Source organism: Pseudoalteromonas rhizosphaerae, from assembly GCF_902498845.1.
Classification (GTDB): Bacteria; Pseudomonadota; Gammaproteobacteria; order Enterobacterales; family Alteromonadaceae; genus Pseudoalteromonas; species Pseudoalteromonas rhizosphaerae.
On sequence record NZ_CABVLM010000018.1, the window covers coordinates 1 to 13,748 of the forward strand.

At 38.9% G+C, this 13,748-nt stretch carries 11 protein-coding genes; 4 read left to right on the forward strand and 7 right to left on the reverse strand.

Annotated features, from left to right (window positions below; all coding sequences use genetic code 11):
- Nucleotides 1–546 precede the first annotated feature (546 nt).
- Nucleotides 547–3,447 (forward strand): TrlF family AAA-like ATPase, encoded by a 2,901-nt coding sequence (locus tag PSR9079_RS20795; RefSeq protein WP_149983101.1) that lies wholly within the window; start codon nt 547–549, stop codon nt 3,445–3,447.
- A 412-nt stretch (nt 3,448–3,859) separates the two neighbouring features.
- On the opposite strand, the gene PSR9079_RS20800 is transcribed toward PSR9079_RS20795, so the two are convergent.
- From PSR9079_RS20800 to ftsY, 7 genes are all read right to left on the reverse strand, one after another.
- Nucleotides 3,860–5,731, reverse strand: coding sequence for a methyl-accepting chemotaxis protein (locus PSR9079_RS20800; RefSeq protein ID WP_149983102.1), 1,872 nt, complete (start codon nt 5,729–5,731; stop codon nt 3,860–3,862).
- Between the two features lie 388 nt (nt 5,732–6,119).
- Nucleotides 6,120–6,536: a hypothetical protein gene (locus PSR9079_RS20805; RefSeq protein WP_149983103.1), complete on the reverse strand. Its 417-nt coding sequence runs from the start codon at nt 6,534–6,536 to the stop codon at nt 6,120–6,122.
- Nucleotides 6,526–6,810, reverse strand: a complete 285-nt coding sequence (locus PSR9079_RS20810; RefSeq protein ID WP_149983104.1) for a hypothetical protein — start codon at nt 6,808–6,810, stop codon at nt 6,526–6,528. Before PSR9079_RS20810 ends, PSR9079_RS20805 begins: the two co-directional genes overlap by 11 nt.
- A 200-nt stretch (nt 6,811–7,010) precedes the next feature.
- Nucleotides 7,011–7,874 carry an RNA polymerase sigma factor RpoH gene (rpoH, locus tag PSR9079_RS20815; protein ID WP_145234811.1) on the reverse strand — a complete coding sequence of 288 codons (864 nt, stop codon included), beginning with the start codon at nt 7,872–7,874 and terminating at the stop codon, nt 7,011–7,013.
- Between the two features lie 223 nt (nt 7,875–8,097).
- Nucleotides 8,098–9,084: a permease-like cell division protein FtsX gene (gene ftsX / locus PSR9079_RS20820; RefSeq protein ID WP_149983105.1), complete on the reverse strand. Its 987-nt coding sequence runs from the start codon at nt 9,082–9,084 to the stop codon at nt 8,098–8,100.
- Nucleotides 9,081–9,758: a cell division ATP-binding protein FtsE gene (ftsE, locus tag PSR9079_RS20825; protein WP_064665448.1), complete on the reverse strand. Its 678-nt coding sequence runs from the start codon at nt 9,756–9,758 to the stop codon at nt 9,081–9,083. The genes ftsX and ftsE overlap by 4 nt, the downstream gene beginning before the upstream one ends.
- A 52-nt stretch (nt 9,759–9,810) precedes the next feature.
- Entirely contained in the window at nt 9,811–11,955 is a 2,145-nt protein-coding gene (gene ftsY, locus PSR9079_RS20830; protein WP_149983106.1) for a signal recognition particle-docking protein FtsY, read from the reverse strand.
- A gap of 213 nt (nt 11,956–12,168) precedes the next feature.
- On the opposite strand from ftsY, the gene rsmD reads away from it, so the two are divergent.
- The 3 genes from rsmD (at nt 12,169) to PSR9079_RS20845 (ending at nt 13,614) form a co-directional block, all read left to right on the forward strand.
- Nucleotides 12,169–12,768, forward strand: a complete 600-nt coding sequence (gene rsmD / locus PSR9079_RS20835) for a 16S rRNA (guanine(966)-N(2))-methyltransferase RsmD (RefSeq protein WP_149983107.1) — start codon at nt 12,169–12,171, stop codon at nt 12,766–12,768.
- A gap of 163 nt (nt 12,769–12,931) precedes the next feature.
- Nucleotides 12,932–13,147, forward strand: a complete 216-nt coding sequence (gene rpsU, locus PSR9079_RS20840; protein ID WP_002957797.1) for a 30S ribosomal protein S21 — start codon at nt 12,932–12,934, stop codon at nt 13,145–13,147.
- A 20-nt stretch (nt 13,148–13,167) separates the two neighbouring features.
- Nucleotides 13,168–13,614, forward strand: coding sequence for a GatB/YqeY domain-containing protein (locus tag PSR9079_RS20845; RefSeq protein ID WP_145234803.1), 447 nt, complete (start codon nt 13,168–13,170; stop codon nt 13,612–13,614).
- The last annotated feature ends 134 nt before the right edge of the window (nt 13,615–13,748 follow it).

The window sequence follows — 13,748 nt, forward strand, 5'->3', positions numbered from 1 at the left end:
TTAAAAAGAAAGGGTTCATCACTTCAACTGCTGGAAAAAGCCGAACGATAAAGCTATTGATAGGAATAAATCAGTTGCCTGAATTTAAGTAAGGCAACTGATCAGAACTTCTGTGAACGAGTACTAGGTTCTAGGTTCTAGGTTCTAGGAAAACAGAATAGTCCGTCGTTAAATTAACTACCGTAGGTTGTGGTTGGGAGCAACGAAACCCAACAATGTAAGAATAAAATTGAGTGACGGCTTCGAGCGATAACCAGTCATTGAAAAAATTAAACTCATTACTGTTTTGACGATTTGCCTCCTAATTTTTCAGATAACATTATCAACCGGCGTTTTGATGAAAAATAATAAGCGTCATTCCCTGCTGTTTTAATTACTTATTTACAAAGGTAATTATTGGTGAAATTATCAGTGTATGTAGTACATGCCGTTTTGGTGAGTTATAAATCACCAAAACGATGTTCAGTAAGCTGTTAAGGTGCTTGCGTAACTTTGCGATTGCTTAAATTTTCAGACTGAAATTTCTCATTTAAAAGGAAGTTAAAAATGCACATTTACCCAAGAGGTTCTGAGTGGAGAAAGTGGGACTTACATGTTCATACGCCTGCCTCAGTGCTAAGGAATGAATTTGGTGAAGATTGGGATGAATATGTTGTCACTCTTTTTAAGAAAGCAATCGAAAATGATATTAGAGCAATAGGTATAACGGATTATTATTTACCTGAAGGTTACAAGATTTTAAAAAAGGAATACCTTGATAATCCTAAAAAATTAAGCAGCATTTTTAATGCTGAAGAAATAGAAGAAATCAAGAAAATCAAAGTTTTTCCTAATATCGAATTTAGAATTACAAAACTGGTTTTAGGTAAAGAAAAAGACTTGTCTTGGAATAGAAAAGTTAATTACCATGTGATTTTTTCTGATGATATTGACATTGAAAAAATTGAAAGCGACTTTATTTCTCAAATCCAAGTTTGCTTTAATGCATCAACAGGAACAACCGTTGAAAAAAGGCCTCTAACTAAGTCAAACCTAGAGGAGCTAGGAAAAAGGTTGATTAGAGAACACCCACCATTTTCTAGTAGTGGAAGTGAATTATTTGTTGGAATGCTTAATGCTTCTGTAGATGAAGATAACTTAGTCTCTATTTTAAATGGCAATTCAAACTTTAAAGATAAATATCTACTGGGATTACCGTGTGATGAAGACTTGAGTGATGTTAGTTGGAACTCACAAGGGCACAACATACGTAAAAATCTAATTAAACAAGCCCACTTTATTTTCTCATCAAATTCTAAAACTAAACAATTTCTTCTTGGTGGAAAGGATAAGGAATTGTTTAAAACTGAGTTTGGATCAATTAAACCTTGCCTTTGGGGCTCTGACGCTCATACCAAAGACGAATTGTTTAAACCAGCAAAAAACAGAAATACATGGATTAAAGCTGATGTTACTTTCGAAGGATTAAAAAGTGTAATTTATGATCCTAGTACAAGAGTCGTAATACAAGAGTTAAACCCCCAGCAAAAACGTAGCTATCAAACTATTAGTAGAGTTAGGTTTGTTGATCAAAACCAGACCCAGCTATTTAGTGACCAATGGCAGGTATTAAACCCAGATTTGAATACAATTATTGGTGGTAAATCATCAGGTAAATCGCTTCTTTTATATCACATTGCTAAGTCTATAAACTCTGCGGAAGTAGATAAAAAAGTACGTCTGTCAAAATCATCGTCATATAGCGATTTAAACGGAGTGGATTTTGAGGTCGAATGGTCGAATGGTGAAATTAGTACAATGTCTGATACTATCGACACTAAACCAATTACATATATCCCCCAGTTATACATAAACCATTTAGCCGAAGAGGATGGGAAAAACCAATTAAACACTCTTGTGAAAGATATTCTCAATCAAAATGATAGTTTCAAAGAGTTTAGCGAAGCGCAAGAAAGAAAAATATTATTTGCTAACAAAGAGCTTGTTAGTAAAATTGACGCTCTTTATGAATTACGTAATAAATACAAAGTACTATGTGAGAATTCGGAAGCTTTTGGAACTAAACCTGCAGTAGAGGGTGAAATTGATAAGCTAAAAAAATATATTGCAGAACTAAGAGAAAAATCTGGCTTTACAGAAAGTGAAGAAACTGAATATAAAAAATTAGCTGCTAGAAAATCGTCACTAGAAAACCGCATAAATTTATTTAGAAAACTAGTTGAGTGTAACGAACAGGTCATTTCATCATCTACTTTACATTCCAAAACCCTGCTTAATACTTATATTGATAGTATTGTTTCTGATGTCGATATGCCAAATGATTCGACATATTTAAAATCCCTACTCGATTCCTTACACGGTGATCTTCAAAAAGTAGTAACAAACTTTAGCGATTATGTTTTAAGTAAGGGAGGATTATTACCATCCAAAATTTTTACGATCAATGCGGAGATAGATGAAATAAATGAGAAGCTAAAGCCTTTGTTAAAGAAAATTACTGATAAAGAATCGCTAGATTTAGCAGATAAAAACCTTAAATTTGAAGAAGGAAAGCTTAGGAGTATCGAAGAAATTGATCAAAAGAAAGTGGCTGTCAAGAAGCAGGGCGTTGAATGTAAGGGTGAATTGAAAAATCAATATGATAACTTGATAAATCATTATAAAGATTATGTAATAGAAATTGCCAAGCCAGATTATCTATTTGAAGAAGACATTAATATTTCTGCAGAGGTCGCATTTGATTCCGACAAATTTAATGAATTTGTAGGGGCATTTGATAGGCGGGGGAATTTACAATCTCTTCTTGGGGAGCTTGTAAGTTCAAACGGTGATTTTAATTATAATATTGAACTGCACTCGGAAAAAGTTTCTGTAGTTTATGAGAATTTCAATTCAAAAAAAGAAATTCCATCCGTTAGGAAAGGGATAGCTGATATCGACGTTATTAAGAAACTATACTCTGACTGTTTTTACATCAACTTTATTGTTCAATATAAAAATGATGACATAGTCCGTATGTCTCCTGGTAAGCGCGGCCTAGTATTACTTAATTTAATATTACATCTAAGTAATTCTTCCCACCCAATATTAATCGATCAGCCTGAAGATAACTTAGATAACCGTACGATTTACGATCAACTAAATGAGTTTATTCGCCTTAAAAAGGTGAAGAGGCAAATAATTATGGTAACTCATAATGCCAACTTAGTTGTTGCAGCTGATTCCGAATGCGTAATCGTAGCTAATCAATCAGGACAGCAAGCAAATATTGATAACGAAAAGTTTAAGTTTGAATATTGCAGTGGAAGTTTAGAGTGCTCCTTTGAAGATAACAATGAATTGGGCACACTGAAAAACAAAGGAATCCGACAGCATGTATGCGAGATTTTAGAGGGTGGAGTTTCTGCATTTAAAGAAAGAGAAATGAAATACGGATTTACAGTGTAATAAGGTAGCCGGAGGTATCTAACCTCCAGCCCCTAAAACACCTATAATGCGAGTCTGCAATTCATATGCAAATGGGGTTGCTTTTAGCCTCTTTATGCTTGAGCGACCGCTCATGGCACATTCAAGACAGTCGATAAGTCAAAACTTTGTAGTTTATAGGTTTGGATATTTTTAGTTGGATTTCGCTGCGCTCAAACCAACCTATGTTGATAACTCTAAAGCGCGGCGCCTCTAACCTATTTGTGAATAATTAACTTAAAGTTCTTTTTCTATAATGTTTCGCAAGAGGACAAGAAGATAGTGGTGGCTGCGTTTGTCACTTATGGCTTAAAACTTACCACTAAAAACTAAAAACTAAAAACTAAAAAGAAGCTAGCAGGGCTATATCTGCCCTACTAGCTATAACGTCAAACTACAGGATAAAGGTGGCGACTTTTTCATTTAAGTCAGTGGCGCGGTCTTTCAGTACCTTTGCTTGGCTTAAATGCGTTGTTGCTGATGCCGTGATTTCATCAGTGACATCTTTAATTGCGACCGTATTTCGGGTTATCTCATTTGTTACTTGAGTTTGCTCTTCTGCTGCGACTGCAATTTGCCCCGCCATGTCGGAGATCTCATTCACTGCTTGAGTAATTTCTTCTAAAGCTTGTGCTGCGGCGTTGACATCGTGAACACTGTTATTAGCTAAACTTTTACTGCTATCCATCAAGCTAACCGCTTTTTTAGTGGTATTTTGCAACGTTTCAATCGTGGTATAAATCTCTGCAGTAGAGTTTTGAGTACGATGTGATAACACGCGAACTTCGTCTGCGACAACAGCAAAACCACGGCCTTGCTCGCCGGCACGCGCCGCTTCAATCGCAGCATTTAATGCCAGTAAATTAGTTTGCTCTGCAATCTCCTGAATCGTCGTTAAAATACTTGAGATTGCTTGTGCATGCAGGCTCAGCTCACTGATCACAACTGTGGTTTCATCAATTTCTGATGCCAATGAGTTAATCGTGGTTCTGGTTTTATCAACTAAGCTTTTCCCCTGAATACTGCTTTGCGCCGACTGCTGGGATGCGGCAGCGGTATTTTCAGCGTTAGCTGCAATTTCATGAGTAGCACTGGACATCTCTGTAACTGCGGTAGCAACCATTGTAACTTCTTGCTGTTGGCGCTGTAGTTCATTAACGCTTGATTGATTGGTTAACAGACTTTTCTCTGCATCTGAGTCTAGATCAGTCGCTAGTTGACGAATATGACTGATCAGCTGATGTTGACTACTTACAAAACTATTAAAGCTATCAGCTAACATGCCGACTTCGTCTTGGCTGTCGACTGTAATACGCTGAGTTAAATCACCATTGCCTGCAGCAATACGAGATAACGCTTGCGACACGCGACTTAGTGGCCCTAGTAACAAACTTAACAACCAAGAAATAGATAATACACTAATGATCAGTGCTAACGTTGCCAGTCCTAACTGGGTGACCATCAAGCTAACTAATGGTGCCTCTAACGTTTGTTTGTCGAGTACAAAAACTAGCTGCCAATCTGTATTGGGGATTTTTTCACTCCAAAGTAGCTTATCCCGAGCTTCAGTTTCAAAATAAACAGGCGTAAGTTGACCTGTTTGGCTACTTGATTCGATTAGTCGGCTGCTTAATTTAGTCTCAATATTGGTGATTTTACCCATCAATTTACTTGAGTCTTTATAGGCGATCACAGTACCGTCTTCATGCATCATGATGGCATAACCGTTTGCCGGTAGAGACATATTGCTAACGCTATCGACAATACTCGCAATTGACACATCACCGCCAACCACACCATTACGCGCTGGATGAGCTATGGTAACGACCAATAGATTAAAGGCAACATCCAAATAAGGCTTGGTAATTATGCTGCTACGAGCTTGCTGTGACTGCTGATACCAAGGACGTGTTCTAGGATCATAACCTGAGCGGTCAATGCTGGGATCAGAGTCCACCATCAGCCCGTCGCGGTTACCAAAATAGGTTAATTGAAAATCGCCAGATACCTGTGCTTGCTGCAATGCATTAAGCGTATCACCTTCGACTTTAGTGGCGACAGAAGCGATCACTCGCTGACGATCGGTTAGCCATGCTTCGATACGCGCGGCTTGCTGTTTACCTGCTTGCCTCACACTATCAACACTGTTTTGCAGTAACAACGCTTTTTGCGTGGAGTAGCTATACCATGACAATAATACAACAACAATTACGAGGGCGAGAACAACCGATAATAATATTTTTTTCTTTAGTGAATATGAATTCATATTGAGTGCTAATACTGACTTTAATTAAATTGAAATACGGATATAAATACAGCTTGGGGTTAGCTTAATTTAGTGTATGAATTGAGAGACAATTCTCAATCTTGTTCTATTTTCGCATACAAGATTTAAATAATAAATTAAAATCAAGGTATTAGAAAAAATAAGCAGCATTATCACTAGCTAAATTGTCAAATATTAATAAAATGCTAATTAATATAATTGAATGTGATCTATACAAATCTAAGATGTATATTTCAACTAATTTTCTGATATTTCATATCTCTTTCAACAGCTAGCTTCAAAGAGTGATAATGATAAGTTTTATCTTTATAATAAATCTGCTGTTTGTAATTAAACACAGCAGATCCAAAAAACCATTTAGCTGGGGTTATTTTTTAGCATTGTTTTTTGCATGTGATTGATAGTATTTGATAATGCTTTTTTGATCATCTTCTGTGAAAGGATTTAATGGAATTTTCCTGATGACCTGCTTATCTTCTTCATTAACTTTTAATAGTAGATTTTTTCCATCAACATCTGCACTTTCAACACTACGATCTAAAATAAGCCAACGCGGACGAATAATAGCTAACTTTACTTCTGAATATTTAGGGTGGATCCTAATCACTTCAATACTACTATTAACAAAGTAAAATATGATCAACATCACACCTAAGCCAATGATGTTTGGGATCATCGCAATCCCAGCAATGACTATAAGCAAGCCAACAATTAATTGTGGAAATAATTTATCACTCGCCACTTTAATAATGCTGGTTGGTTTTTCAATTACACTATCGGTCATTATTTAATTTCCTTATAAATTTAAGTTTAATTTGTTTATCCATTGCCTCTCTAATAGACATAATGCCTAAAGCGCCAATGGGTAAAAAAACGACAAATCCAGCCATTGCAACATAGCCAAAAATATTCTTTTTAGTGTATTGGTAAATACAGCCAAATAAGCACAGTACAAATGCAGGAGTGGTGACATAGTTAATCATGTAATAAGCAGGATCTAGCTGGATAAATACAATTATTACCGCAAGAATTATAAGTGACAAATAGTAGAGTCGCACATTAACTTCCTTTTAATCGTGGTCGACACGCAGAATATATAAACCAGCTTGCTTTTTCAACTACAGGAACATATTGATACGCAGAAAAAGTCCGTTAAGCAAAAGTTACTGCAATATTTTAGCTTTCTCTTTGTGTAGGCTTAAAAGCAAAAAGCCCCGCATTTTCATGCAGGGCTTTTAATAATTTTGTAAAACTGTGATTAACTCATTGCAGCTTGTAACTTTTTCATCGCTGTTTTTTCAAGTTGACGAACACGCTCTGCAGATACGCTGTATTTTTCAGCCAGTTCTTGCAGTGTTGCTTTATCGTCTGATAACCAACGAGCACTAACAATGTCTTGTGAACGTTCATCTAGGGTTTTTAACGCACTAAATAAACGTGTATGAGATTGCTCTTGATATTGTTGCTGTTCAACTTCTTCAGCTAAATCATTACTGCCATCAGTTAAGTATTGCACAGGCGAATAGGTACTAGTTGGTGCGTCATCGCTGTCGTCACCGGTTAAATCAAAGCCCATGTCTTGGCCGCTCATGCGCGATTCCATTTCACGAACTTCTTTTTCACTCACACCTAGCTCACTCGCTACGGTAGCAACTTCAGCTTGGTTAAACCAACCTAAACGTTTTTTGTTTTTACGAAGATTAAAAAACAATTTGCGTTGCGCTTTAGTGGTCGCAACTTTAACAATGCGCCAGTTTTTAAGTACAAATTCGTGTATTTCGGCTTTGATCCAATGCACTGCAAATGAAACCAAACGTACGCCCACTGATGGGTCAAAACGTTTTACTGCTTTCATCAGGCCGATATTGCCTTCTTGAATCAAATCAGCTTGCGGTAGACCGTAACCTGAGTAACCTTTAGCTATATGTGCAACAAAACGAAGGTGAGACATGATGAGTTGCTTTGCAGCGTTAAGATCGCCATCTTCCTGTAAGCGAGTCGCTAACTCTTTTTCTTGCTCAGCACCTAGCATAGGTATAGTGCTTACCGCTTGAAGGTAGCCGTCCATACTTGCGCTTTGCTGTCCAACTGTGAGTGCCATTGCGTATAAATCTTTACTCATTTTTCACCTCAGTGATAAACATTTGAAACCATCTTAGCACTCTTTCACTTAGAGTGCTAACTTCAATGTAAAACTTTTTTTCGATTGAAGCAAGTGGTTTTTTAGTGTTTTTTATTCTACTTTAAACGCCTGAATAAGCGATGAATTCTAGCTTTGCGGTCAGTTGGTTATGATAAAGCAATTCACCACAACCAACTTAATCAATGATTATAAACAATAATTGTTACACTTTATCGGGTTCGATTTCTTTTATATATCGATTAACAGATAAGTAAGAGCCAACAAACCCTAAGCTGGTTGCAAGTAGCACTAACGCGCCAAATTCGCCTAAGCTTAAGCCGATTAAATTAAAGTTAGTTTGATACACTCCAGCGACTTGGGTGACTGCAGATCCAAGCCACCACATCATGAGGGCCACACATATAAAAGCAAACAAACCACCAACAATGCCATACCAAATGCCGGTCCATAAAAATGGCGCATGAATAAAGGTATTGGTTGCACCGACTAGCTTCATCACTTGGATCTCTTCTTTCTTATCCATAATTGATAAGCGAATAGTGTTGCCTATGATCAAAGTTACCGAAGTCAGTAATAACAACGCGATGGTGATCACGCTTTCTTTTAACAGGCTTAATAATGCATTTAAGCGCTCAAGCCAGGCAATATCTAATTTACCAAAATCGACTTCACGCTCTGCTTCAAGCTTTTTTAATAATGCTTGCGCGGCGTTTGGTTGACGATGGCGAGAAGTCGGCGTGACGATAACAACATCTGGCAGAGGATTGCTATCTAAATATTCAAGTGCTTGGCCAAACCCTGATACTTCTTTAAATTCAGTGAGCGCATTTTGTTTAGAAATAAAAGTGACATTATCAATTTCAGGGTAGAGTGCTAAGCGTTTAACAAGCGTTTGTGTTTCTTGTTCACTCATGGATTCTTTTACAAATAATGAAATCTCTGCAGCTTCTTCAAAGCCACTGCTGACCTGCTGCACATTTTTAACCACTAAATACAAGGTCGCTGGTAAGGTTAAACTTAAACCCAACACCGCAATGGTCATCATTGACGCCATCGGTGTGCGCCACATTTCGCCTAGGCTATATACACCTTGGCGAAATATATTCAGCACAAAGAAATATCCGGCTGCAAAAACTGATTTTTTTACTCGTTCATTTTGGCTTTTTCGGCCTTTGAATAACAAACTCATAGTGTTGCCTCTGCCAATGGATCTTGACTCATGCGACCATCTTTTAAGGTTAAGCTACGGTATTTCATTCGCGAGATCAGCCCTAAATCATGAGTGGCAATTAAGACTGTAGTGCCATGATTATTAAATTCTTCAAACAAACGCAAGATATCCATGGAAAGCTCAGGATCTAGGTTACCTGTTGGTTCATCTGCAAGTAATAATGGTGGAGAGTTTACAATTGCCCGGGCAATTCCAACTCGCTGTTGTTCACCACCAGAGAGTGTTGAAGGGTGGCATTTTACTTTATCTAGCAAGCCAACTTTATCAAGTGCGCCATGCACACGCTTTTCAATTTGCTTATGATGCGTACCTTCGATAATTAGCGGCAAGGCAACATTATCAAAAATAGTGTGGCGCTCTAATAAACGGTGGTTTTGAAATATGATACCAATATCACGGCGGACATAAGGAATTTGCCGCGATTTTACTGCATTTAAATCAACGCCATTAATAAAAACATGACCCGCCGACGGGCGTTCCATTAAACTAATGAGTTTAAGTAAGGTACTTTTACCAGCACCACTGTGACCTGTTAAAAAAGCCAATTCACCCGGTTTAACATGGAAATTAACTTTTTCCAGTGCTCGGTGACCACCGGGATATGTTTTGCTGACTTGCTGAAAATTTATCATTTTAGTTATCAATCATCCACAGCTGAAAAGGGAGCTTGCTCCCCTTTTAAATTTAAACTTCGTCCTCATCTTGGCTAAATAGCGCATCAATGAAGTCATTACTATTAAATGCACGTAAATCATCAATGCCTTCACCAACACCAATATAGCGGATCGGAATATTAAATTTATCGGCGACGGCAAAAATAACCCCACCTTTAGCTGTACCATCTAACTTAGACAATGTAATACCGGTAAGGCCAACACACTGATTAAATAAGTTCACTTGGCTAATTGCATTTTGCCCTGTGCCAGCATCGATGGTTAGCATCACTTCATGCGGTGCATCGGGATCAATTTTCTTCATCACTCGGGCTATTTTTTCAAGCTCTTGCATCAAGTTGTCTTTATTTTGCAAGCGACCAGCTGTATCTGCAATTAACACATCAACGTTACGCGCTTTGGCAGCTTGAAATGCATCAAATATCACTGAGGCACTATCAGCACCGGTGTGCTGTGCAATTACTGGGATTTTATTACGCTCGCCCCATACTTGTAATTGCTCAACCGCAGCTGCACGGAAAGTATCACCTGCAGCTAACATGACTGATTTACCTTGATCCTGAAATTGCTTAGCAAGTTTACCAATGGTCGTTGTTTTACCAACTCCATTAACACCCACCATTAAAATAACAAATGGTTTTTTATCAGCAGGAATTTCTAATGGCTGTTCTGCCGTTTTAAGCATCGCCGCCATTTCTTGCTTCATTAGCTCATATAATGCATCACCATCCTTTAACTGTTTGCGGTTAGCCGCATCAGTCAAACGATCGATCAGCTTCATGGTGGTATCAACACCTAAGTCGGCTGTTAATAGCTGAGTTTCAAGATCTTCAAATAATTCATCATCAATTTTCTTACCAGTGAAAATCGATGCAAAGCCAGAACCTAAGTTTACTTTGGTTTTTAATAAGCCTTTTTTAAGACGAGCAAAGAATCCTTCTTTCTTAGGTTTTTCAGCTGTTTTTGCTTCCTCGATGGCAAGCTCGGCCGTTAATCGCTCTTGCTCTAAACGCTCAGCTTCCGCCTCTTCGGCAGCAATACGTTGTTGCTCTACACGCTCAGCTTCGGCTTGCTCGGCAGCAATACGTTGTTGCTCTACACGTTCAGCTTCGGCCTGCTCAGTAGCAATACGCTCTTGCTCTAAACGCTCAGCTTCGGCTTGCTCTGCTGCGATACGCACTTGTTCTACACGTTCAGCTTCAGCCTGCTCAGTAACAATACGCTCTTGCTCTAAACGCTCAGCTTCGGCTTGCTCTGCTGCGATACGCACTTGTTCTACACGTTCAGCTTCAGCCTGCTCAGTAACAATGCGCTCTTGCTCTACACGCTCAGCTTCGGCCTGCTCTGCAACAATACGTTGCTGCTCTATACGCTCAGCTTCAGCTTGCTCTGCTGCGATACGCACTTGTTCTACACGTTCAGCTTCAGCTTGCTCGGCAGCAATACGCTCTTGCTCTACACGTTCAACTTCGGCTTGCTCTGCGGCAATAAGCTCTTGCTCTAAACGCTCAGCTTCGGCTTGCTCTGTTGCGATACGCTCTTGCTCTACACGTTCAGCTTCCGCTTGCTCAGTAACAATACGCTCTTGCTCTAAACGCTCAGCTTCGGCTTGCTCTGCTGCGATACGTTCTTGCTCTAAAAGCATTGCTTCTTCTTGCTGCACTAAACGAGCGGCTTCATCGCGGCGTTGTTGTTCTGCTTGTTCTGTTGCTGCTAATTCAGCATCTGTGATGGCTTGGCGTTCAGCATCACGTGCCTCAGCTTGCTCTACAGCAATACGCTGTTGTTCTAAGCGCTCTGCCTCAGCTTGCTCTGCAACAATGCGCTGTTGTTCTAAGCGCTCAGCTTCAGCTTGCTCTGCAACAATGCGCTGTTGTTCTAAGCGCTCAGCTTCAGCTTGCTCTGCAACAATGCGCTGTTGTTCTAAGCGCTCTGCCTCAGCTTGCTCTGCAACAATGCGCAGTTGTTCTAAGCGCTCTGCTTCAGCTTGCTCTGCAACAATGCGCTGTTGTTCTAAGCGCTCAGCTTCAGCTTGCTCTGCGCGCTCAACTTCCGCTTGTTGGTTATCGGCCTCTTGGGCGGTCTGCTCTACTTGTTGGTTTTTATCTGACTTACCAAAACCAAACCAAGACAGGAATTTATTTTTTTTTGCCATACTTGCTAATAACCACTTATAAAAATCTGATAAACTAACGGTAATACTTTGTGTATTCGCTGCATTGCTTTAAAAGCACAGCCGCTAATAACCACAACATATTGTCTAAGATGCTCATAGTAACACTTTTAGCGCAGTTGAAAAATGACACGCTACTATATGATTGCAATATTATCTGAGCTGGATTCTAGATACCATTTTTTAGTGAGCTAAATGAGAAATAAATCACCACAAAAACAAGTGAGTAATAAAGCCAGCGATGGCGTTATTAGGATCATCAGCGGGCAATTTCGTGGCCGTAAATTACCAGTAAAAGATGTGCAAGGTCTTCGTCCAACCACAGATCGTATCAAAGAAACGGTATTTAACTGGTTAATGCAAGATACTCGCGATACTAAAGTACTCGATTGTTTTGCAGGTTCCGGTGGATTAGGTTTTGAAGCACTCTCTCGTTTTGCTCTCAGTGCACGCTTTTTAGAGATGGATAAACTCGCCGCGAACCAATTACAAACTAATATTGACACGTTAAAGCTCACTAACGCTGAAGTAATTTGCACCGACAGTTTGCTTTATTTAAGTAACAATACTCAGCAACAACAGTTTAACTTAGTGTTTATTGATCCACCTTTTCGCCAAGGTTTAGCCCAAAAATGCTGTGATTTACTCACTGAAAATGACTGGCTAAGTAAAAATGCCCTCATTTATGTTGAAGTAGAAAGTGAGATGAGTGCGTTGCAAACACCTAGCAATTGGCTGTTATTAAAAGAAAAAGCGGCGGGACAAGTATTGTGCCGCCTCTATGAACTACAGTAAAATTAGTAACATAGAAATATTTTTTGTTTCCACTTGGAGCAGACAATATTTATCCTTTACATGTGGTGCGGCTTCGGATTACAATACTGCACCATTTTTGAACCACTTGATCATTGTTTGATCAACTTGAGCAACGCTCATTATTTAGGTAGGTGAATTTTTAATGCCAGTAATTAAAGTAAGAGAGAACGAACCGTTTGACGTAGCACTTCGTCGCTTCAAGCGTTCATGTGAAAAAGCAGGTATCCTTTCAGAAGTTCGTCGTCGCGAGCACTATGAAAAGCCAACAGCTGAGCGTAAGCGTAAAAAAGCTGCAGCGGTTAAGCGTCACATGAAGAAGCTTTCTCGCGATAACGCACGTCGCGTTAAATTATATTGATCAGTATTGGTTTTGTATAAATGAGCCTTTTAATAAAGCTAAAAGATGCGCAAAAAGATGCGATGCGAGCGAAAGACAAATCTCGTCTTAACCCAATTCGTATGGTGCTTGCTGCAATCAAGCAGCGTGAAATTGACGAGCAAATAACACTTGATGATGATGGTATTACCGCAGTATTAGTGAAGCTTGTTAAACAACGCCGTGATTCTTACACTCAGTATACTGATGCTGGCCGTGAAGATTTAGCCGAAATTGAAGCCAATGAGATTACAGCTCTTGAAGAATTCTTACCTCAACAATTGAGTGAAGAAGAAATCATAGCTCTTATTGATGCGGCTATTGCTGATACTAACGCAGCAGGTATGCAAGATATGGGTAAAGTAATGGGTATAATCAAAAGCAAAGCTGAAGGTCGCGCCGATTTAGGTAAGATCTCTGGTTTAATTAAGCAACGATTAACTGCCTAATACTCCCACATACAGATGTATGATTTAAGCAAACCGAGCCATGTGCTCGGTTTCTTCGTTTTTCGCTTTAATAAAAATAGCATTTGTGTTCAAATCTAAATTGTAGAACTAAATTATCTGATATTTCGTTCACC

What these genes read in the sequence shown, in the direction of transcription:
- PSR9079_RS20795 (WP_149983101.1), top strand. Translation starts at nt 547, where the DNA reads ATGCACATTTACCCAAGAGGTTCTGAGTGGAGAAAGTGGGACTTACAT.
- PSR9079_RS20800 (WP_149983102.1), bottom strand. Translation starts at nt 5,731, where the DNA reads ATGAATTCATATTCACTAAAGAAAAAAATATTATTATCGGTTGTTCTC.
- PSR9079_RS20805 (WP_149983103.1), bottom strand. Translation starts at nt 6,536, where the DNA reads ATGACCGATAGTGTAATTGAAAAACCAACCAGCATTATTAAAGTGGCG.
- rpoH (WP_145234811.1), bottom strand. Translation starts at nt 7,874, where the DNA reads ATGAGTAAAGATTTATACGCAATGGCACTCACAGTTGGACAGCAAAGC.
- ftsX (WP_149983105.1), bottom strand. Translation starts at nt 9,084, where the DNA reads ATGAGTTTGTTATTCAAAGGCCGAAAAAGCCAAAATGAACGAGTAAAA.
- ftsE (WP_064665448.1), bottom strand. Translation starts at nt 9,758, where the DNA reads ATGATAAATTTTCAGCAAGTCAGCAAAACATATCCCGGTGGTCACCGA.
- ftsY (WP_149983106.1), bottom strand. Translation starts at nt 11,955, where the DNA reads ATGGCAAAAAAAAATAAATTCCTGTCTTGGTTTGGTTTTGGTAAGTCA.
- rsmD (WP_149983107.1), top strand. Translation starts at nt 12,169, where the DNA reads ATGAGAAATAAATCACCACAAAAACAAGTGAGTAATAAAGCCAGCGAT.
- rpsU (WP_002957797.1), top strand. Translation starts at nt 12,932, where the DNA reads ATGCCAGTAATTAAAGTAAGAGAGAACGAACCGTTTGACGTAGCACTT.
- PSR9079_RS20845 (WP_145234803.1), top strand. Translation starts at nt 13,168, where the DNA reads ATGAGCCTTTTAATAAAGCTAAAAGATGCGCAAAAAGATGCGATGCGA.